This window comes from Bacillus sp. FSL W7-1034, assembly GCF_038593365.1.
GTDB classification, from domain to species: domain Bacteria; phylum Bacillota; class Bacilli; order Bacillales; family Bacillaceae; genus Bacillus; species Bacillus altitudinis.
Genome location: NZ_CP151989.1, coordinates 173,917 through 194,479, shown reverse-complemented (window position 1 = coordinate 194,479; position 20,563 = coordinate 173,917). Strand labels below are relative to the sequence as shown.

The 20,563-nt window shown below is 43.0% G+C and carries 15 protein-coding genes, 7 tRNA genes and 1 rRNA gene; 6 read left to right on the top strand and 17 right to left on the bottom strand.

The annotated features are described in order from the left end of the window. Nucleotides 1-381: 381 nt before the first annotated feature. The 12 genes from glmS to NST73_RS01040 form a co-directional block, all read right to left on the bottom strand. Nucleotides 382-2,184 carry a glutamine--fructose-6-phosphate transaminase (isomerizing) gene (glmS, locus tag NST73_RS01095; protein ID WP_046527275.1) on the bottom strand — a complete coding sequence of 601 codons (1,803 nt, stop codon included), beginning with the start codon at nt 2,182-2,184 and terminating at the stop codon, nt 382-384. A 577-nt stretch (nt 2,185-2,761) separates the two neighbouring features. After that, nucleotides 2,762-4,108, bottom strand: a complete 1,347-nt coding sequence (gene glmM / locus NST73_RS01090; protein WP_008360584.1) for a phosphoglucosamine mutase — start codon at nt 4,106-4,108, stop codon at nt 2,762-2,764. A gap of 25 nt (nt 4,109-4,133) precedes the next feature. Further along, nucleotides 4,134-5,540, bottom strand: a complete 1,407-nt coding sequence (locus NST73_RS01085) for a YbbR-like domain-containing protein (RefSeq protein WP_035704327.1) — start codon at nt 5,538-5,540, stop codon at nt 4,134-4,136. After that, complete coding sequence (gene cdaA / locus NST73_RS01080) at nt 5,533-6,354, bottom strand: diadenylate cyclase CdaA (protein WP_008344027.1); 822 nt, start codon at nt 6,352-6,354, stop codon at nt 5,533-5,535. Before cdaA ends, NST73_RS01085 begins: the two co-directional genes overlap by 8 nt. Before the next feature lie 203 nt (nt 6,355-6,557). Then, complete coding sequence (gene rsiW, locus NST73_RS01075) at nt 6,558-7,184, bottom strand: anti-sigma-W factor RsiW (protein ID WP_008344028.1); 627 nt, start codon at nt 7,182-7,184, stop codon at nt 6,558-6,560. A 14-nt stretch (nt 7,185-7,198) separates the two neighbouring features. After that, complete coding sequence (sigW, locus tag NST73_RS01070) at nt 7,199-7,762, bottom strand: RNA polymerase sigma factor SigW (protein ID WP_007498553.1); 564 nt, start codon at nt 7,760-7,762, stop codon at nt 7,199-7,201. Nucleotides 7,763-7,947: 185 nt separating this feature from the next. Further along, a complete protein-coding gene (gene rocF / locus NST73_RS01065; RefSeq protein ID WP_144668375.1) occupies nt 7,948-8,859 on the bottom strand; it encodes an arginase in 912 nt (303 codons plus the stop codon). Between the two features lie 136 nt (nt 8,860-8,995). Continuing rightward, nucleotides 8,996-9,067, bottom strand: a tRNA-Gln gene (locus NST73_RS01060). Between the two features lie 4 nt (nt 9,068-9,071). Beyond that, nucleotides 9,072-9,156, bottom strand: a tRNA-Tyr gene (locus NST73_RS01055). Nucleotides 9,157-9,184: 28 nt separating this feature from the next. Next, a tRNA-Thr gene (locus tag NST73_RS01050) sits at nt 9,185-9,257 on the bottom strand. A gap of 3 nt (nt 9,258-9,260) precedes the next feature. After that, nucleotides 9,261-9,336 (bottom strand) — tRNA-Val (locus NST73_RS01045). A gap of 6 nt (nt 9,337-9,342) precedes the next feature. Next, a tRNA-Glu gene (locus tag NST73_RS01040) sits at nt 9,343-9,417 on the bottom strand. A gap of 220 nt (nt 9,418-9,637) precedes the next feature. On the opposite strand from NST73_RS01040, the gene murQ reads away from it, so the two are divergent. From murQ to NST73_RS01010, 6 genes are read left to right on the top strand one after another with little or no spacing between them, the layout of a single operon-like run. Then, entirely contained in the window at nt 9,638-10,549 is a 912-nt protein-coding gene (gene murQ, locus NST73_RS01035; RefSeq protein ID WP_342499308.1) for an N-acetylmuramic acid 6-phosphate etherase, read from the top strand. A 12-nt stretch (nt 10,550-10,561) separates the two neighbouring features. Further along, a complete protein-coding gene (locus NST73_RS01030; protein ID WP_007498558.1) occupies nt 10,562-11,431 on the top strand; it encodes a MurR/RpiR family transcriptional regulator in 870 nt (289 codons plus the stop codon). Further along, on the top strand, nt 11,428-12,807 hold the full coding sequence (locus NST73_RS01025) for a PTS transporter subunit EIIC (RefSeq protein ID WP_017358875.1): 1,380 nt from the start codon (nt 11,428-11,430) through the stop codon (nt 12,805-12,807). The genes NST73_RS01030 and NST73_RS01025 overlap by 4 nt, the downstream gene beginning before the upstream one ends. A 12-nt stretch (nt 12,808-12,819) precedes the next feature. Next, the gene (gene pbp4b, locus NST73_RS01020) at nt 12,820-14,175 is read left to right on the top strand and encodes a penicillin binding protein PBP4B (RefSeq protein ID WP_060832001.1); all 1,356 of its coding nucleotides are present in this window, start codon (nt 12,820-12,822) and stop codon (nt 14,173-14,175) included. Between the two features lie 13 nt (nt 14,176-14,188). Next, complete coding sequence (locus NST73_RS01015) at nt 14,189-16,108, top strand: glycoside hydrolase family 3 protein (protein WP_160758210.1); 1,920 nt, start codon at nt 14,189-14,191, stop codon at nt 16,106-16,108. Between the two features lie 11 nt (nt 16,109-16,119). Further along, nucleotides 16,120-17,367 carry a DUF1343 domain-containing protein gene (locus tag NST73_RS01010; protein ID WP_024719111.1) on the top strand — a complete coding sequence of 416 codons (1,248 nt, stop codon included), beginning with the start codon at nt 16,120-16,122 and terminating at the stop codon, nt 17,365-17,367. 38 nt (nt 17,368-17,405) lie between these two features. Here the strand turns inward: NST73_RS01010 and NST73_RS01005 are convergent, their stop codons facing one another. From NST73_RS01005 to rrf, 5 genes are all read right to left on the bottom strand, one after another. Further along, complete coding sequence (locus tag NST73_RS01005; protein WP_237562576.1) at nt 17,406-18,371, bottom strand: bile acid:sodium symporter family protein; 966 nt, start codon at nt 18,369-18,371, stop codon at nt 17,406-17,408. A gap of 61 nt (nt 18,372-18,432) precedes the next feature. Then, nucleotides 18,433-19,872: a SulP family inorganic anion transporter gene (locus NST73_RS01000; RefSeq protein ID WP_342499307.1), complete on the bottom strand. Its 1,440-nt coding sequence runs from the start codon at nt 19,870-19,872 to the stop codon at nt 18,433-18,435. 361 nt (nt 19,873-20,233) lie between these two features. After that, nucleotides 20,234-20,306 (bottom strand) — tRNA-Thr (locus tag NST73_RS00995). 1 nt (nt 20,307) lies between these two features. Then, nucleotides 20,308-20,382: transfer RNA gene (locus tag NST73_RS00990), tRNA-Asn, on the bottom strand. A 43-nt stretch (nt 20,383-20,425) separates the two neighbouring features. After that, nucleotides 20,426-20,541, bottom strand: a 5S ribosomal RNA gene (rrf, locus tag NST73_RS00985). Between the last annotated feature and the right edge of the window lie 22 nt (nt 20,542-20,563).

Here is a 20,563-nt window from a genome sequence, read left to right as displayed (position 1 = left end):
TATAAACGATGATATATGCCTTTATTATTTCTTTCATCTTTTTTGAAAGCTCTATATTTAAGAAATTGAACGATACAAAATCCAAGGAATACACCAATTGGTCCTCCGCTTGAGACAGGACCACCAATTAAACAATAAGAAATGACAAACAATGCAATATAACCAATTATGAAAAAAACAATTCCCCATTTTTCTTTTTTTACGTATCGAATAAAAATAATATTTCCCCCTAAGAATATTTATCATCATAGCATCATGGAAATAGTATCTATCAATCAAAGTTCAGCTTAAATCTTTCAACTGCTAGTTCTATTGACACAAAAATACCCCTTTAGACAATTATATCTAAAGGGGTATCAAAAAACCGATTTTATTTAAAACCTACTCCACCGTCACACTCTTCGCAAGGTTACGTGGTTTATCCACATCACACCCGCGGTGAAGTGCTGCGTAGTAAGCGATTAGCTGTAATGGCACAACAGATGCAAGTGGTGCAAGTGCTGGGTGTACAGCTGGAAGGACGAAACGGTCGCCTTCGTCTTCTAGGCCTTTTAGTGAGATGACACATGGGTTTGCACCACGTGCAACGACTTCTTTGACGTTACCGCGAATGCTGAGGTTCACGTGCTCTTGTGTTGCAAGGGCAATGACCGGTGTGCCTTCTTCAATTAAAGCAATCGTGCCGTGTTTGAGTTCTCCGCCAGCAAATCCTTCTGCTTGGATGTAAGAGATCTCTTTTAGTTTGAGTGAACCTTCAAGGCACACATAGTAGTCAAGTCCTCTTCCGATAAAGAATGCGTTACGTGTCACTGTGAAGAAGTCACGAGCGATTTGTTCCATTTCATCCTTTTGATCGACAAGGGCTTCCATTGCGTTTGCCACAATCCCAAGCTCTTTCACAAGATCAAAGTCAAGTGATTGACCATTTAATTCAGCTGCAACAGATGCAAGGATCGCAAGAACAGCGATTTGTGCTGTGTAAGCTTTTGTTGAAGCCACTGCGATTTCTGGTCCTGCATGAAGAAGCAATGTGAAGTCTGCTTCACGAGAAAGCGTAGATCCTGGTACGTTTGTGATTGTTAATGCTTTATGACCAAGCTCTTTGACTTGAACCAGTACAGCACGGCTGTCCGCAGTCTCTCCAGATTGAGAAAGGAAGATGAACAACGGTTTTTTCGATAGAAGCGGCATGTTGTAAGAGAATTCACTTGCTACATGGACTTCTACAGGTACTTTTGCCCAGTCTTCAATATATTGTTTACCAACAAGTCCTGCATGATAGCTCGTTCCACAAGCCACGATGTAAATGCGGTCTGCGTCTGCTACTGCGCTTGCGATATCGCCAGCGACTGACAGCTTGCCGTTTGCGTCTTGATATTCTTGGATGATTTTGCGCATAACAAGCGGCTGTTCATCCGTTTCTTTTAACATGTAGTGAGGATATGTGCCTTTCTCGATGTCGCTTGCATCTAGCTCAGCGATATAAGAAGGACGTGTCATGATATCACCGTCAAGGTTTTTAATGATAACCTCGTCTTTTGTGACAATGACCATTTCTTTATCCATTAATTCCGCATATTCGTTTGTTACTTGAAGCATCGCCATTGCGTCAGAAGCCACAACGTTGAAATCTTCGCCGAAACCAACCAATAATGGGCTTTTGTTTTTCGCCACATAGATTGTTTCTTTGTTTTCGTTATCGAAAAGAGCAATTGCGTAAGAGCCTTTTAGTTGAAGAAGCGTTTGACGGAAAGCTTCCTCTGTATCAAGACCTCTGTTCACAAATTGTTCGATGACTTGAACAACAACCTCTGTATCTGTGTCGCTTTTTAGTGTGACGTCTTGTAAATATTCGCGTGTCAATTGTACATAGTTCTCGATGACACCGTTATGAACAAGCGTAAAACGGCCAGAAGCACTTTGATGCGGATGCGCATTTAAATGGCTTGGTACACCGTGTGTTGCCCAGCGTGTATGTCCAATTCCTGCTGAAGATGCCACGTTTGCATCAACGACTTCACGAAGCTCAGCGATACGTCCTTTTTCTTTGAACACATGCACGCCATCTTCGTTTGCCACAGCGATACCTGCTGAGTCATACCCACGGTACTCAAGCTTCTCTAAACCTTTTAATAAGATTTCCTTCGCATCATTCTGACCAATATAACCTACGATTCCACACATAAATATTCTTCCTCCCGATCATGTGAAAGGGACAAAGAAAGCCTACTAAAATAGAAGGGACATTTCTTCGTCCCTCTCTACATGTTTAATTTGGGAGATCATGTGTATTCCCTTTGTACAAAGAGTCACCTCTTTGCTTTAAAGAAACACTTACGGCTGTGATCTCTATATTTGATCAGCCGGGAGGCATCCGCCGAAAAATTCGATAACCTCCATCCTCGTCAACTAAGCATCTGTCGTTCGATCGCTTAGTTCGGGCGCTATAATTATAAGAGTGGCTGAACATCTACCCTGCCTTTCCTGCTAGAATAAAAATCCAGTAACACAAGGATGATTGTACTATAAGGTCTGACCTCCGTCAATCACAATTTAGCGGGTGATCCCCATCATGTTAGAAAGTAAGACCTCCCTACACTATATGCGATGAGGCTTGTCATGTTCTACCTTTGATGTGCTCTCTTATGTATGAAAGCAAGCAGCAAATTGCCCTCGCTTATATCATTCGTATAGAACTTTCCTCTTATGACGTTTATTCGAAAAAAAGCAAACCGCTGCTTAGCGATTTGCTTTACATCAATTACTCAATACCCATTTCTTCTTTGACAACAGCCGTAATGCGAGCCACGTATTCATCACACAGCTCTTTTGTTTTCGCCTCTGCCATGACACGTACAAGCGGCTCTGTTCCTGATGGACGCACAAGGATACGTCCGTCACCGTTCATCTCTTTTTCAACCTCTTGGATCACAGCTTTTACTTTTTCATTTTCTTCCACTTTATACTTATCGGATACCTTCACATTCACTAGAAGTTGCGGGAATTTCTCCATTTCAGCTGCAAGCTCTGACAATGTTTTTCCTGTTGCTTTTAGTGTATTCACGAGCATGATCGCAGAAAGCATGCCGTCACCTGTCGTATTATAATCAAGGAAAATCAAGTGGCCTGACTGCTCGCCTCCGACATTATAGCCATCCTTTTTCATCGCTTCGACCACATAGCGGTCACCAACAGCGGTTTGAATGCTCTTAATGCCTTGCTTCTCAAGCGCTTTATAGAAACCAAGGTTACTCATGACCGTTGACACGACCGTGTCATCCTTCAATCGGCCTTCACCCTTTAGATAACGTGCACATATGTACATAATTTGATCGCCGTCTACAATATCACCTTTTTCATCGACTGCAATTAAGCGGTCGCCGTCACCATCAAACGCAAGACCAATATCTGCTCCTTTTTCTTTCACAAAAGCAGAAAGTGCTTCTGGATGAGTAGAACCTACGCCATCGTTGATATTCAATCCGTTTGGTGATGTTCCCATTGTTGACACATCTGCATCTAAATCTGCAAATAAATGTGTTGCAAGAGAAGATGTTGCACCATGTGCACAGTCAAGCGCTACGTGAATACCTGTGAAATCCTCGTCTGCTGTCTGTTTCAAGAATTGCAAGTATTTCTGACCGCCTTCAAAGTAGTCATTTACTGTTCCAAGGTCCGCTCCAACTGGGCGTGGCAATTGATCGACCGGCTGATCCATCAGCTGCTCGATTTCATTCTCCTGTTCATCTGACAGTTTAAAACCGTCACCGCCGAAAAATTTAATTCCGTTGTCTTGAACTGGGTTATGCGAAGCTGAAATCATGACACCTGCTTCTGCATCCATTGCCTTCGTTAAATAAGACACACCAGGTGTTGAGATCACACCTAAACGCATGACTTCAGCCCCAATTGACAGTAAGCCTGCTACGAGTGCTCCTTCTAACATATGACCAGATACACGCGTGTCTCGTCCAACGAGTACCTTTGGACGTTCTTTATCCTTCGTGAGCACATAGCCGCCAAATCTCCCAATTTTAAATGCGAGCTCTGGCGTTAATTCGCTATTAGCCACACCCCTTACACCATCAGTTCCAAAGTACTTGCCCATGTTTCAATCGCTCCTTTTTTACCATTCAAGAGGACGCTGCGTCCTCTTTATTATCTTCTTTGACCCGCTGTCTTTGACTCGATTCTTTTTTTGCTTTATCTTGTGTTGATTCCTTTTGACTCTTCTCTTCCTGATCATCATCGGATGATTGATCTTTCCGATCATTCGTAGAAGCCGGCTGATCTTCTGTATCAGTAGAAGTCAGTTTCACTTTGACCTTCGATCTAGATAATGTCCACGTCACATTTTGAGGGCCATTCACTTGTACTTTGACCTCATGTGTTCCTTCGTTTAAGTCCCCGACATTGATATAGGCTTCAATATCTGAAGCCTTTAGTTTATCAATTGCACTCTTTGAACCTTTTGCTGTTAGTGTGAGACGCCCAGAAGACGGACTCACAAATGCAGAGCTAAGATCCTTGCTCAGACCCACGACAGAAATTGGGACATTATCGATCTTTTTTTCTTCAGCTGTTGCAACCTTCACTTTGATTTTAACAGTTTCAGGCGATACCTTTTTCACACCATCTGGCAGTGGAATGTCAGCATCAATCTCTGTATCATCTTTAATCTTGCTTAGGTCGAGCTTAACGCCGTCAATAAAATCAAGTGCATCCAGCACCTTTTGAGAACCATAGACTGTAACCTCACTTGGGCTTGTCTCGATGCTTGAGATACTGATCCCATCTGGCAAGCTGCCCGTCCGCTCAATCTTAAACGGAACTTTCTTGCTTGGACTCGTAATCGGGACCGTAATATCTACCACAGACGGACTCACTTCGACTGGCAGCTCATTCCCACTGCTATCATACACAGTGAGCTTCGCTTCTTTCTCAATTTGCTGATCGACATCCTCTAAGTTCACAAATGCTTTAATAACAGAAATTTTGTCGATCACGTCTTTTGAGCCAGTAACCGTGACATTTTTCGGATTCACAATAGGCTGCTCTGGTGAATAGCCGTCTTTGATTTTATTTTGATTATAAAATTCCGTTTCAACAGGGAATTCAGCTGTCGTTTTTTCCTGTATCGTCACAGTCGTCACAGACGGATTAATCGTTAACGTGATTCCTTTCGATACATCTCTTGCCTTCAATTCGACTTTATGTGTACCTGTCGTAAGGTTTTGCATATCTGCGTAAATTTCAAAATTTTTCGTTTGCCTTGCTGTTTTCACAGCACTAGTTGATCCTTTAATCGTGACATTGACTGTCTGCGGCACACCAGTGACTACATACTTTTCGTCATCATAATACGCTTTAACAGGAATGTCCGTTAAGGTTGCTTCGTCTGTTGTCGATGTTGGGAAAAAGGATTCACCGATTTTTTTCGGCGTGGGCGCTTGCGCTGAATTGACTGCACCATACAGCAATAAAGCGAAGACCAATGCAAGAAACTTAACGGCCCAGCGATTATTCAAAATCTTATCCATTTTTCTTGCCCCTCCAATACCATTTGGTCGAGGAAGCATCTTTGCTGTTCTTACTAAACTCAGCAATCAGCATTTCTTCAAGCGCTTCTTCTGTCAATTCTCGATGGAGATCACCATTTCTTGCGACACTAATGCCGCCTGTCTCCTCGGAGACAATGACGGTTAAACTGTCCGTTACTTCACTAATACCAACTGCCGCGCGGTGACGTGTACCGAGCTCCTTAGAAATAAAAGGACTTTCAGACAGCGGTAAATAACACGCTGCAGCTGCAATCTCATCACGCTTCATAATCACAGCGCCGTCATGAAGCGGTGTATTCGGAATGAAGATATTAATCAGCAGCTCAGAACTCACCTTTGCATTTAAAGGAATTCCGGTCTCTATGTAATCATTCATCCCAGTATCGCGCTCAATCGTTAATAGCGCGCCTATTCTTCGTTTTGCCATATAGTTAATTGCTTTTGTAATTGCCTCGATCGTTTTCTGCTGCTGTTCCTCTACAGGTGTTCCGCTTCTAGAGAAGAAACGGCCGCGCCCAAGCTGCTCAAGCGCTCTCCTTAGCTCTGGCTGAAAAATAATAATGATCGCAAGGAACCCCCACGTAATCGCTTGATCCATCAGCCATTGAAGTGTGTTAAGACCGAGATACGCACTTCCCATCCTGACGAGAACAATGACGACAATTCCCTTTAAAAGCTGAACCGCTTTTGTTCCGCGGATGACCATCATTAATTTATATATCACATACCAAACAACGAGAATATCAACAGCATTACCGAGGTACTGCAAAAAAGGAATATCCCCTAAAGCCATTTCCTCGTCCTCCAGAATTTTCAGTTATTCTTCGTTCGATTTATTTTTTATAAAAAAAGAGCCTATGTGTAAGTACATAGCGTGGCTATTATACCACATTTTGTTTCAGCAAGGAAAATAGTTGCCATATCTGGCTGGCATTCAAGTCTGTCCATCAATAGAAAAAGAGCAGTCCCTTAGAGACTGCTCTCACACTGTTTGATTTACTTTTGTTCCTCTGGCCCAATGACCCGCATCACGTCTTGTGCTGTAGACTTCATTTTGTACCAAACCCAATCAAACACTTCATTAATTTCATTGATTTGACCAGTGACTTGTCCGGCAGAAGCAGTCAGCTGTTCTCCATTGACGACTGTTACGTTTCCATCAACCTTGCCTTCTACAATCAGCTTGCCATTTTTCACAGTGACATCACCTTTGACGGTTTCCCCTTTAGGGACCGTCACTGTATCATTTTCAACCACGAGATTCGGCTGCTTTGACACACTGAAATTATGATCCGTATTCCAGCTAGTAAACAGACTGCCTCCCATCAATATGACAAAGAGGGCAGCGGCGACCATTAGCGGATGAGCTTTGATCCATCTTTGAATCGACACACGCTTTTTCTCCTTTGGAAGACCTGCCATCACCTTTGCAGTAAAATCAGATGGTGCTTCTATATGAGATGTACTCTGCACGAGCGCGATGGATTTCTCAATTTGTTGAAAATGAGTACGGCATTCCTCACACGATTGCAGATGGCTCTTTAATTCTTTTTCATCTTCGGGCTCAATGTCCCCGTCTAAATACTGATGCATAAGCAGGACGATTTTTTCCTGACAGCTCATCAAAATCACCTCACTCAAAGGTCTCTCAACTGTTTCCGGAGAGCCTCTCTACCCCTGTGTATTCTCGTTTTCACCGTACCAACTGGTATATTCAGAATCTCACTAATTTCTTTTAACGAGAGTTCATCAATATACTTTAATACGATGACCGAGCGATATTTATCGGGTAATCTTAAAATTTTTTGCTGAATGGTGCTCGATAATTCAAGCGACACCACCTCGTCCTCTGGCAAAATGCCGTCAGCCGCAATTTGAGAATACATATTCAGTCCTTCTGTCCCTGCCACCTCTGCATCTAAATAATAATCCGGCTTTTTTTTACGAATACGGTCGATGGTCAGGTTGGTTGCAATGCGGTACAGCCACGTGGAAAACTTACGATTCACATCAAAGCTCTCAATATTCACATAGGCACGAATAAACGCCTCCTGCGCAATATCTTCTGCTTCATGTGCATTCCCAAGCATACGATAGCACAGCTGATAAATTTTGTCTTTATACAGGTCTACGATGTCTGCAAATGCGTTCTGGTCGCCTTTTTTCACTTGCTTAATTCTCTTTTTAATCATTGTTTCCATAGTATATTCAACCTCTGCCTTCACCGGTCTTTATGTATACGAACCTCGTTCCAAAAGGTTTCATTCTCCTCTAAAAAATAGTGTAACAAATTTTTGACAGCATGTTACGCTTATCAGCCGGTAAAAACCTTAACATATCCTTAAATTTCCCCAAAATTAAAAAAAGAACGGGAACAAGTCCCGCTCTATAATAGCTTTTCACCCATTAAAGAACCAATTAATGCAACTGCCGCTTCTGCTGTTTTATTTTTCTCATCTAATACCGGATTCACCTCAACAAACTCAGCAGAAGTCAAAATACCTGCTTCCTCTAAAAGCTCCATTGCAAGATGACTCTCTCTATAACTGATGCCGCCAGCAACCGGCGTTCCCACGCCAGGGCACTCTGCAGGATCTAGCCCATCTAAATCAAGCGACAAATGAACACCATCTGTTCTTTCTTTTAAATACGCGATGGCTTCCTCCATTACTCTCGTCATCCCTAATCGATCGATTTCATGCATCGTATACACTTTAATGCCTTTTTCTCTAATCAATGCCCGCTCTCCTTCATCTAAAGAACGAGCACCGATCAAGATCACATTCTCAGGCTTTACTTTAGGTGTATAACCGCCAATATTGATTAGATCATCATGCCCAAAGCCGAGACTGACAGCAAGCGGCATCCCATGAATATTTCCAGAAGGAGAGGTTTCCTCTGTATTTAAATCACCGTGTGCATCATACCAAATGACACCCAAATTTTCATAATGCTTGGCTACACCGGCTAGTGTACCAATTGCAATGCTATGATCCCCGCCTAAAATCAGCGGAAACGAACCTGACTGCACAATACTGCTAACCTTTTCAGCAAGAAGCTGGTTTGCGCCAGCATTCTCCGTTAAGTTTTTCAGTTTTTCACTTGTATAGAGACCTTTCTCATCATCCCTTTGCTCAACGGGAATATCCCCTAAATCCTCGACATCAAATGAAAGCGATTCCAATTTTTCTTTTACACCAGCACAGCGAATGGCACTCGGCCCCATATCGACGCCCCTTCTCATTTGACCGAGATCCATCGGCACCCCAACAATCGTGACCTTCTTTTGATCTCCCATATGTACATCCCCTTTCCGTTCATGCTTATATTTTACTTTCTCGGTGCCTTCTGACTCAACTCAACAATATTTTGAATAGTTATACATTCCAATCGTCAAAATAAAAAAAGACACCTTTTTAAAAAAGGTGTCTTAACTGGGCTAGCTGGATTCGAACCAACGCATGACGGAGTCAAAGTCCGTTGCCTTACCGCTTGGCTATAGCCCAAAAATGGTGGAGGGGGGCGGATTCGAACCGCCGAACCCGGAGGGAGCGGATTTACAGTCCGCCGCGTTTAGCCACTTCGCTACCCCTCCACATATGGAATTGATAAAAGAAAAACAGTGCCGGCAAGAGGACTTGAACCCCCAACCTACTGATTACAAGTCAGTTGCTCTACCAGTTGAGCTACACCGGCATATGGTGGAGGATGACGGGCTCGAACCGCCGACCCTCTGCTTGTAAGGCAGATGCTCTCCCAGCTGAGCTAATCCTCCACATGATGGTGACCCGTACGGGATTCGAACCCGTGTTACCGCCGTGAAAGGGCGGTGTCTTAACCGCTTGACCAACGGGCCAGTTTGTCAAGTTTACTGTTTCCGTGAAGCTGACAAAAGTTATTATATACAGGTTGTCCCCCTTTTGTAAAGGGGATTTTTATTTTTTTTATTTTCTAACTATTCAACCCTCATCAGCACAACATTTCAACTGAAATATAATTTCAGTATTTAAATATAATATTGAAATTTCATGTCATACTCAATATACTGAAAATGAAGAAATAAGGAGGTATGTCACATGCAGCCATCTCAACTGCGTTCTTTGACAACAGAATCAAGAAACCCTAACACCATGAGAATTTCACAAGCAAGCCCGCTAGAAATACTCCAAATGATAAATGCGGAAGATATGAAGGTCGCTCAAGCCGTCAACCGTGTCCTTCCAGACGTAAAGACAGCAAGTGACTTTGCCTTTGAATCCATCTCGAATGGGGGCAGACTCATTTATCTAGGCGCTGGAACAAGCGGCAGAATTGGGGTAATGGATGCGGTCGAATGTCCACCTACCTATAGCATTTCACCTGATGTCATCGTAGGCATCATGGCCGGTGGCGACTCTGCCTTTTCACATGCAGCAGAAGATGTGGAAGACAGTGAAGAAGCTGGTCAAAAAGATTTAGAACACATTCACCTGACATCAAAAGATACGGTTGTCGGCATCGCGGCGAGCGGTAGAACACCCTATATCATTGGCGCTTTAAACTATGCTAGAACCATTGGAGCAAAAACAGTAGCCCTCAGCTGCAATGAACAAGCAGAGATTAGCGAACTAGCAGACTGCGCCATTGAAGTCGTCGTAGGACCAGAAGCCATCACTGGGTCAACACGAATGAAAGCCGCATCCGCTCATAAAATGATTTTAAATATGATTTCCACCTCTGTCATGATCAGACAAGGCAAAGTATATGAAAACCTGATGGTAGATGTAAAAGTAAGCAATCATAAACTGAAAGAACGCGCCATCACCATCATTCAGCATGTGACCAATGCTTCCTACGAACAAGCCGTAAAAGCCCTTGAAGCAGCCGATTTAGAAGTTAAAACAGCCATCGTCATGCTCCAAACCAAAACAGATAAAAAGACAGCCAAAGACCTGCTCAACAAAGCAGATGGTCACATCGACAAAGCCATCTTACGTCATCAATCTTAAAGGAGGAAACTCATGTCAGCAGGCGGACTCACCCTACTACACACAATGAAATCAAAGCTTCCCCAATCTGAAAAAATCATTGCAGACTATATCCTTGCCCATCCTGACAAAGTCATTAAAAGCACAGTGCATGAAATCAGTCAGGCTGCCGGTGCAAGCAGCTCTGCCGTCATCCGCCTCTGTAAGTCTCTCGGGCTGGATGGCTATCACGATTTGAAAATGCGGATCGCTGGAGATTTAATGCACACTGATAAACAAGGCTACCGGGATATCGAACAAGATGAACCACTTCAATCCATTATTCAAAAGACAGCAGGAAACACCATTCAATCGATCAAAGATACAGCCTCTATTTTAAATGTAGAAGCTTTAGAAAAAGCTGTTCAACTGCTGCTGAATGCAAACCAAATCCATTTTATCGGTGTGGGTGCATCTGGCATCGTCGCAGCTGATGCCCAGCAGAAATTTCTCAGAATCAATTATGCAGCTACAGCCTTTACTGACATGCACATCGCATCTACGGTCATCGCAAATGCTGGAAAGAATGACATTGTGTTCGGTATATCCTTTTCTGGAGAAACGTTAGACATCATCCAAGCCCTTCAGCTCGCCAAAGAAAATGAAGTAAAAACCATTGCTTTAACGCATCCAGGGCATACAAGCGTTTCTGCATTGTGTGATGTTCATCTATCGACGTCTGGTTCCAATGAAGCACCTTTTCGTAGTGCTGCCACTTCCTCTAGAATGGCACAGCTTTATTTAATCGATGTCTTGTTCCTCAGTTTAGCCTCCCGTCAATATGAACAGACAGCACAATATATTGACAAAACAAGGCATGCCATCCGCTCCATGAAACGAAAAACAAAGGGGGATTCAACATGAGTCATCAAAAGAAATATCAGCAGTTGGCGAAAGACATCCTTTCACTCTGTGGTGGTTCTGAAAACATTTCTTCCCACACACATTGTATGACACGTCTCCGAATTACACCCATTGATCGTGAAAAAGTGCAAACCACCGCGATCAAAGAACTCGATGGCGTCATTGGCGTCGTCGAAGCGGAAACACTGCAAATCATTTTAGGAACAGGTGTTGTCAACCAAGTATCAAGTGCGTTTGAACAGCTACTCAATGCCTCAGGTTCATATGACTTAAACAACGAAGCACAGAAAAACAAACAAGCTATTTCACAAAAGAACCGCACACCATTCAAGCTGTTCTTACGGCGGATCGCCAGCATTTTCATTCCCATTATTCCAGCACTCGTTGCATCGGGTCTTATAACGGGTATTACAAAAGCGGTCGTGCAAGCAGGCTGGCTCGATGAAAAATCTCAAGCTGCGATTATCCTAACCGTTATAGGCTCAGGCTTGTTTGCTTATCTCGGTATATTAGTAGGAACAAACGCCGCAAAAGAATTTGGTGGCTCTCCTGCATTAGGCGCATTAGCAGGTATTCTCATCATTAACCCAGCTGCCGCTGATATTATGTTATTTGGCACTAATATTCTACCAGGTAGAGGCGGACTTATCGGTGTTCTTCTTGCAGCTATTTTTATGGCACTTGTTGAGACCCGGATCAGACGCTTCGTCCCGCAATCACTCGATATCATCGTCACACCAACCATCACACTACTCATTACAGGCATTTTCACGTACGTTATCTTCATGCCAGTCGGCGGATTTATATCTGATGCCATCACCTCTGGACTTACTTATCTATTAAACATTGGCGGTATTTTTGCCGGATTTGTTCTTGGTGCGACCTTCCTTCCTCTTGTTGTCACTGGACTTCACCAAGGCCTAACACCTATTCATATGGAACTGATTAATTCAATTGGAGATGACCCGCTTCTGCCAATCCTCGCTATGGGAGGCGCAGGACAGGTCGGTGCTGCTTTTGCCATTTATATGAAAACAAAAAAGAAAAAGCTGAAAAGAGCCATTGCAGGCGGACTTCCTTCAGGAATGCTTGGAATTGGAGAACCGCTCATTTTCGGTGTCACACTCCCGCTCGGAAGACCCTTCCTCACTGCTTGTCTCGGCGCAGGAATCGGCGGAGCATTTCAAGCCTATTTCCAAATCGCCACTAAAGCAATCGGGGTATCAGGTCTCCCATTAACCTTTATCGTTCACACACATCAAATGCTGCTTTACTTAATAGGTCTCTTCATTGCATATGTCGCTGGATTTATCTTCACATACTTATTCGGATTTCATGATGATATGGCTGTTGAATTCGAGGAAAATAAGCAATAGGAGGTCTAGCTCTTGAAGAAATATTTTCTCATCATCACAAGTCTGTTCATGCTCCTAGGGTTACCAGTACAAACATTTGCAACTAGCTCCCATCCTGTATCGTCTTTGTCTAAAACAGCACCTGAAGAATATCCCGTCTTAAAAAAAGCAAAACGACCGGAACAAGTAGGTTTTTCTTCTAGGCAGCTTAGGAAGGTTGATCACATGATTCAAAACGATATCAAAGCAGGGTTTCCAGGGGCAGCACTCATCATTATCAAGGATGGTCAGATCGTCCATCAAAAAGCCTATGGCTACAGACAAAAATATAAAGGGACAACAGAACTCAAATTCTATAAGAAAATGAAAAAGAACACACTGTTCGATTTGGCATCCAACACAAAAATGTATGCCACCAACTATGCCCTGCAAAAGCTAGTATATGAACAAAAACTAGATGTAAATGAAAAAATACAAACCATCCTGCCTGACTTTCAAGATGAACCAGATGCAAAGGTAACCGGCAAAGATCAGCTTCGAGTCAAGGATCTTCTCACCCATTCTGCCGGACTGCCTTCCAGTGTTTTATTTTATAGCAAAGAGCAAGCGGGCTCTTTTTTCTCTCAAGATAGACAAACAACCATGAAATGGCTGCCAAAGGTGCCTCTGCAATACAAGCCAGGCACTCAGCATATTTATAGTGATATTGATTACATGCTGTTAGGCATGATCATTGAGAAAAAAACCGGTATGCCACTTGATCAATATGTAGAGTCGACGATTTATCGACCGCTTGGTCTAAAACATACCATGTTCAATCCGCTGAAAAAGGGATTCAAGCCAAAGCATTTTGCAGCAACCGAGCGTCTAGGCAATACACGCGACGGTGTCATTGATTTTGAAAACATTCGCAGGTATACCTTGCTAGGTGAAGTCCACGATGAGAAAGCCTACTACTCAATGGCAGGTGTCTCCGGACATGCTGGACTTTTCTCTAACACATCAGATATGGCCGTACTGCTTCAACTGATGCTCAATAAAGGAGGCTATGGGAAAACAACCATCTTTGACCAAGCTTCTATCGATCTCTTTACGGAATCATCAGACACGAACCCAACTTACGGGCTAGGCTGGCGGAAAAACGGCAATACTGACATGGAATGGATGTTTGGGAAATACGCAAGTAAAGAAGCGTATGGACACACAGGCTGGACCGGAACGATGACATTGATTGATCCAAAACACAATCTAGGCGTCGTCTTGCTGACAAATAAAAAACATTCACCCGTCGTTTCACCTGAAGTCAACCCAAATCAATTTGAAGGTGACCTTTTCCCAACTGGTACTTATGGAAGCATCATGACTGCAATCTACGAATCTTTTAAGTAAAAGGAGGAATTCGATGTTAAAAGCTCTGTTCCCCACTGCACTCGTTTTGGCCCTGCTCACCTCTTCCATTCCAACGGAAAAGGTGAGCTCCGCCCCTCTCCCAACTGCCAAACAAATGGTTCAGGACATGTCCTTGGATGAAAAAATTGGCCAAATGCTCATGCCAGACTTTCGCAATTGGCAAGCAGAAGGTGAATCAGCTCCCACAGGCTTCACAAAAATGAATAAAGAAGTCTCTCACCTTGTAGAAAAATATCATTTAGGCGGTGTCATCTTATTTGCAGAAAATGTCGTTGATACGAAACAAACCGTCAAACTCACACATGAATTTCAACAAGCATCACCCAACATTCCTTTACTCATTTCCATTGATCAAGAAGGCGGAATCGTCACAAGACTACAAAAGGGAACACATTTCCCAGGAAATATGTCGATTGGTGCCTCTCGAAGTAAGAAAAATGCTTATGACACTGGAAAAATCATCGGCAAAGAATTAAACGCTCTAGGTATCAATACAAATTTCTCTCCTGTTCTTGATGTAAATAATAACCCGAATAACCCCGTCATCGGTGTCCGTTCCTTTAGCTCTGACCCTGAACTTGTCACGAGACTTGGTCTGCAAACCATGAAAGGACTTCAAAAGGAAAAGACCATTTCCACATTAAAGCATTTCCCAGGACATGGTGATACAGCTGTTGATAGTCACTACGGTCTTCCGCTTGTAGAACATAATCTAGATCGTCTTAAAAAGGTGGAGCTGTATCCATTTCAACAAGCAATCAACGCAGGGGCAGATATGGTCATGACCGCTCATGTTCAATTCCCAGCCATTGATGACACAACGTATAAAAGCAAAAAAGATGGCGAGGACATTATGGTTCCAGCAACCTTATCAAAAAAAGTCATCACAAACTTATTAAAAGAAGACATGGGCTTTCAAGGAGTGGTTGTAACAGACGCCCTCAATATGAAAGCGATTGCAGACAACTTCGGACAGGAAGAAGCTGTAGTAATGGCTATTAAAGCAGGCGTCGACATTGCCCTCATGCCAGCACCTGTCACGTCCTTAAAGACAGAAAAAAACCTAGAGAATGTGTTCAATGCTTTAAAAAGAGCAGTTCTCACAAACGAAATTCCGATATCTCAGATCAATCAATCTGTCGAAAAAATCCTTCAATTAAAGATCAAACGCGGCATCATTTCCGCCAATAAATCAGTAAGCCTTGAGAAGAAAATCAAAAAAGCCACACAGCTCGTTGGTCAAAAGTCGCACCGAAAAGCAGAACAAAAAATGGCACGCGAAGGAATCACTCTCCTTAAAAACAACGACAAAACCTTGCCTTTTAAGCCTAAAAAGAATGACAAAATCGTACTCATGGCACCGTACGAAGATCAAACAAAAGCAATGTCCGTCACAATTGAATCTCTGATCAAACAGAAAAAGATCAAACCTGTGCAAATCCAATCATACGCATTTGCAGATAAGAGCTTCTCCAAAGAAACAGCCAAACTCATTCAAAATGCTGACTATGTCATTACCGGCTCTTACGTTGTCCAAAATGACCCGGCTGTGAATGATGGCGTCATTGATGACGGTGTACAGGATCCGAAAAAATGGGCAACGGCCTTCCCTCGTGCTGTCATGAAAGAAGCAGCAGCACAAAACAAAAAATTGGTCATCATGAGTCTCCGAAACCCTTATGATGCGGCAAATTTTGAAGAAGCCGATGCCTTACTAGCTGTGTACGGTTTTAAAGGGTACTCAAACGGACAATTCAATCAACCGAATATTCCTGCGGGACTAGAAGTGATTTTTGGAGCGGCCTCACCTAAAGGGAAATTACCCGTCGCTATCCCATCAGTCACTCATCCTAATCAAACCCTTTACCCATTTGGCTATGGACTCAATTTAAAAGGAAAACAGATCAAATAGGAGGGATTCTCTTGAAAAAGACAGCAAGCTTGATACTCGCTAGCATTCTCATGATCAGCACATTGACCGCCGCCTCCCCCGCAGATTCAGAACGAACAGATACAAAAGGAAAAAAAGCAACAGTCAAAACAGGTATCGAAACATTACTCTCAAGTAACCTCTCTTGGCTTAAAGGGAAAAAAGTAGGGCTTATTACGAATCCTACAGGCATTGATGCAAACATGAAAAGCAGTGTCGATCTGCTATTTGAACACCCCGATATTAAACTGACTGCCTTGTATGGGCCTGAACATGGCGTCCGCGGTGATGCACAAGCAGGAGAAGGCGTCGAATCGTATACTGACGAAAAAACAGGCCTGCCTGTTTACTCTCTTTATGGAAAAACAAGAAAGCCAACTCCTGAAATGCTCAAAAATGTAGATGTCCTGCTATTTGATATTCAAGACGTTGGTACTCGTTATTACACCTATATTTACACGATGGCTTATGCAATGGAAGCAGCTAAGGAAAACAACATTCCATTTGTTGTCTTAGATCGTCCAAACCCAATAGACGGGCTAAAAGTAGAAGGACCTGTATTAGAGCCAGAACACGCCTCTTTTGTAGGTCTCTATCCCATCCCATTAAGACATGGGATGACAACTGGAGAACTTGCATACATGTTTAATAAAGAGTTTCATATCAACGCTGATGTAAAAGTGATCAAAATGAAACATTGGAAACGATCCATGACGTTCGATGACACGAAGCTGCCGTTCGTCCTCCCTTCACCTAACATGCCGACCGTTGATAGTACCTTTGTTTACCCAGCAACAGGATTAATCGAAGGCACAAACGTTTCTGAAGGCAGAGGAACGACAAAACCGTTCGAACTCATTGGCGCTCCATATATCAATAGCAACGAGCTAGCAGATCATTTAAATGGGTTAAAACTAAAAGGCGTTCAATTTAGACCTGTTTCATTTACCCCTACCTTTTCAAAACATGCCGGGACTTTGTCTCACGGGGTACAGCTTTATGTCACAGACCGAAAATCATTCGAAGCAGTCAAAACAGGTCTATCCATCATCAAAGCAATACATGACTTGTATCCTAATGACTTTCAATTCCTACAAACAGGCAGCTTTGATAAACTCATCGGGAATAGCTGGATCAAAGAAGAAATCAATAAAGGCACTTCCATTAAACACATCATGAAACAATACCACCATGACCTGAAAACGTTCGAAAAGAAACGGAAGAAATACCTCATCTATTAATCGCAAAAAAACCTCCATCTTAAAGGATGGAGGTTTTTTCATGATAAAGACTTAGTCACAGCAGGTACTTTCAGCTCGAAACGATGAAGTAAAAAGCCAAACAAGGCTGCAAGCACTTGCTGAAACAGCATGCCAATCACAACAGGAACAGCAACAGCAGGCGGGAAAAAGCTAATGGCAAGCACAGCACCCGCGCTAATGTTCCGCATACCGCCCGTATACACAATCGCCACAATTTCTCCTTGGGTACATTTCATCGCCTTTCCAATCAACCACGCAAAAGCATACCCACTCATCGCAATGAAAAAGACAGTCGCTGCTTTGCTAAAAAATGCAACATCCAGTTCACGCAAATATGGGGCGACAACAGAACTGTTAATCGATACGACAACAAACAAGCCTAATTTTGAAAAAGGAGCCAAGGTCTGACTCATTGCTTTTGTCACCGATGGCTTTGCATACTGACGAACGAGCATCCCTAAAATAGAGGGCAGCACCACCATACCGAATAGTCCTTTCATGATCGCCACCATGTCCATATGGACCTGTGTACCAACGAAGATTGACAAGCTTACTGGCACAATCAATGGCGAAAGCAATGTATCAATTAATATGATAGATAACGTTAACCCCACATTCCCTTTATACATTGCCGCCCATATTAAACTAGACACACCTGTCGGAATCACCATCGCAAGCGTCAAACCGGTGATCGTCATAGCATCACCTGCAAATATCAAATGCCCCGCCGACCATGCATAAAGGGGCATCAGCACATGCAAAATCATAAACGATAAAATCAAAGGCAATGGATGCATCACCGTATGCTTTAAAGCTGAAAAAGTAGATGACAAGCTCCCTGAAAATGTCATCACAGCAAACACCCAAGGCACCAAAAAGGTGAAATCTTTTAAATACGCCGCCAATAATACACCAAGTAGCACGCTGACAGGCGTAATGAGCGGCATCATCCGGCCGAGCACCTGATTCAAACGGACAAGCATGCCGGCCACCTCCATCCTTCACTTTCTTCCTTGTTCTATTGTAACAAACAGAAAAGTCTCTTTAAGATCCGATCACTTGTTTCATAAGTTTTTGACTAGACGTATCCATTCCAACTACGTCCACCTCTACACCAGCTGTACGATATTTTTCCTTCACACGTTCAATTGCGGCCACACCTGATTCGTCCCATATACGCGCTTCAGACAAATCAATCACAACCGTTTTCAGGTCGTTTCCATGATGGAAGGCTTGAATCAATTCAGTCACGGAAGCAAAGAAAATTTGTCCCTTAATTCGATAAATCCATGTACCAGCTTGGCTTTCTGTAGAGGTGATATGAAGTTTTGATATTTTAGCCACAAAGAATACGGCACTAAGCAGCACCCCTGCAAAAACACCCTTGGATAAATCATGAGTGAACACCACCGTCACGACCGTGACAAGCATCACAAGAGAATCTGTTTTGGGGTTCTTTTTTAGCTGCTGGAATGAACTCCAATCAAAGGTACCAATAGAAACCATGATCATGACAGCAACAAGAGCAGCCATCGGAATTTGAACAACCACATCACCCAAAACAAAAATCAATACCATTAAAAATGCACCAGCCACAAAGGTAGAAAGCCTGCCTCGTCCCCCTGCCTTTGTATTAATCACAGATTGACCAATCATCGCACAGCCAGCCATACCGCCAAAAAATCCTGCCACCACATTGGCAATTCCTTGGCCTCTCGCTTCCTTATTTTTACGACTAGACGTTTCCGTCATATCATCTACAATCTGTGCTGTTAATAAAGATTCAAGTAAACCAACCATCGCAAGTGCTAAGGAATAAGGAAAAATGATAGCAAGTGTTTCCCAGCTAAACGGTACATTGGGAATAAGAAAAGTTGGCAAAGAGCTAGGAAGCTCTCCCATGTCCCCAACTGTTCTGACATCAATATGCCCAAATACAGCAATCATCGTCATCACAATAATCGCAATGAGTGGAGAGGGAACAACTTTGATGACCATCGGTAATACATAAATGATGAACAAAGCCCCACCTGTCATGACATACATAGCCATGGATTCCCCAACGAAATGCGGCAGCTGTGCCATGAAGATCATAATTGCCAATGCATTAACAAAACCAACCATCACAGACCTCGGAATAAATTTCATCAAACGAGAAACACGGCACAATCCAAACACAATTTGAATCAAGCCTGTTAAAATCGTAGCTGCGAACAAATACTGCAATCCATGATCTGCAATCAAATTGACCATAACCAGCGCCATAGCCCCAGTAGCGGCAGAGATCATACCTGGCCGTCCACCAACAAACGAAATCACAATCGCGATACAAAACGAAGCATATAAACCGACCTTAGGATCAACGCCCGCAATAATCGAAAACGCAATCGCCTCAGGAATCAAAGCCAAGGCCACTAAAATACCCGCCAGCACATCCTGACGCACATGTCCAAACCATTCTTGCTTTACAAATAAATCTTTCAAACCATCTACTCCTTTTTATATACATACCGTACAAGGAAAAAGTAGGCGAATAAAAAACCGGAGATACAAAAAGGAAAAAACAATAACCATTCAATTTCGGAGAAAAAGAGGAACGTACAGAGTCTTTTGTAAGAGAGGAAGTCATCACTTTAGTAAGGATAAAAGAAATACGCCGAAGAATCAAGAACAAATAGAAGGAGTATATAGAAAGCTAAGGCAAAGCTTCCATCAAAATCGCTCGAGTCATTTTCTATTTTCATGAGTAACTAAGATCAATAAACGTCAACTTATTTTAAAACAAACAAAAAAAGCCTTCTCATCAACGAGAAACCTTAACATTTACCATTATCATATAGAGGAAAGCTTCCAAGCGGGCTCGAACCGCTGACCTCTTCCTTACCATGGAAGTGCTCTACCTACTGAGCTATGGAAGCATGGCTCCGCAGGTAGGACTCGAACCTACGACCGATCGGTTAACAGCCGATAGCTCTACCACTGAGCTACTGCGGAATGGATAAAGTAACTTCTTCCATTGGAAGGATATAAACAAAAAGCTTGGCGGCGTCCTACTCTCACAGGGGGAAACCCCCAACTACCATCGGCGCTGAAGAGCTTAACTTCCGTGTTCGGTATGGGAACGGGTGTGACCTCTTCGCTATCGCCACCAAACCTGATGGAGAGAATGTTCTCT

Bases quoted from the DNA above. Each gene is read 5' to 3' on its own strand.
- glmS (WP_046527275.1), bottom strand. From the start codon at position 2,184: ATGTGTGGAATCGTAGGTTATATTGGTCAGAATGATGCGAAGGAAATC.
- glmM (WP_008360584.1), bottom strand. From the start codon at position 4,108: ATGGGCAAGTACTTTGGAACTGATGGTGTAAGGGGTGTGGCTAATAGC.
- NST73_RS01085 (WP_035704327.1), bottom strand. From the start codon at position 5,540: ATGGATAAGATTTTGAATAATCGCTGGGCCGTTAAGTTTCTTGCATTG.
- cdaA (WP_008344027.1), bottom strand. From the start codon at position 6,354: ATGGCTTTAGGGGATATTCCTTTTTTGCAGTACCTCGGTAATGCTGTT.
- rsiW (WP_008344028.1), bottom strand. From the start codon at position 7,184: ATGAGCTGTCAGGAAAAAATCGTCCTGCTTATGCATCAGTATTTAGAC.
- sigW (WP_007498553.1), bottom strand. From the start codon at position 7,762: ATGGAAACAATGATTAAAAAGAGAATTAAGCAAGTGAAAAAAGGCGAC.
- rocF (WP_144668375.1), bottom strand. From the start codon at position 8,859: ATGGGAGATCAAAAGAAGGTCACGATTGTTGGGGTGCCGATGGATCTC.
- murQ (WP_342499308.1), top strand. From the start codon at position 9,638: ATGCAGCCATCTCAACTGCGTTCTTTGACAACAGAATCAAGAAACCCT.
- NST73_RS01030 (WP_007498558.1), top strand. From the start codon at position 10,562: ATGTCAGCAGGCGGACTCACCCTACTACACACAATGAAATCAAAGCTT.
- NST73_RS01025 (WP_017358875.1), top strand. From the start codon at position 11,428: ATGAGTCATCAAAAGAAATATCAGCAGTTGGCGAAAGACATCCTTTCA.
- NST73_RS01015 (WP_160758210.1), top strand. From the start codon at position 14,189: ATGTTAAAAGCTCTGTTCCCCACTGCACTCGTTTTGGCCCTGCTCACC.
- NST73_RS01005 (WP_237562576.1), bottom strand. From the start codon at position 18,371: ATGCTTGTCCGTTTGAATCAGGTGCTCGGCCGGATGATGCCGCTCATT.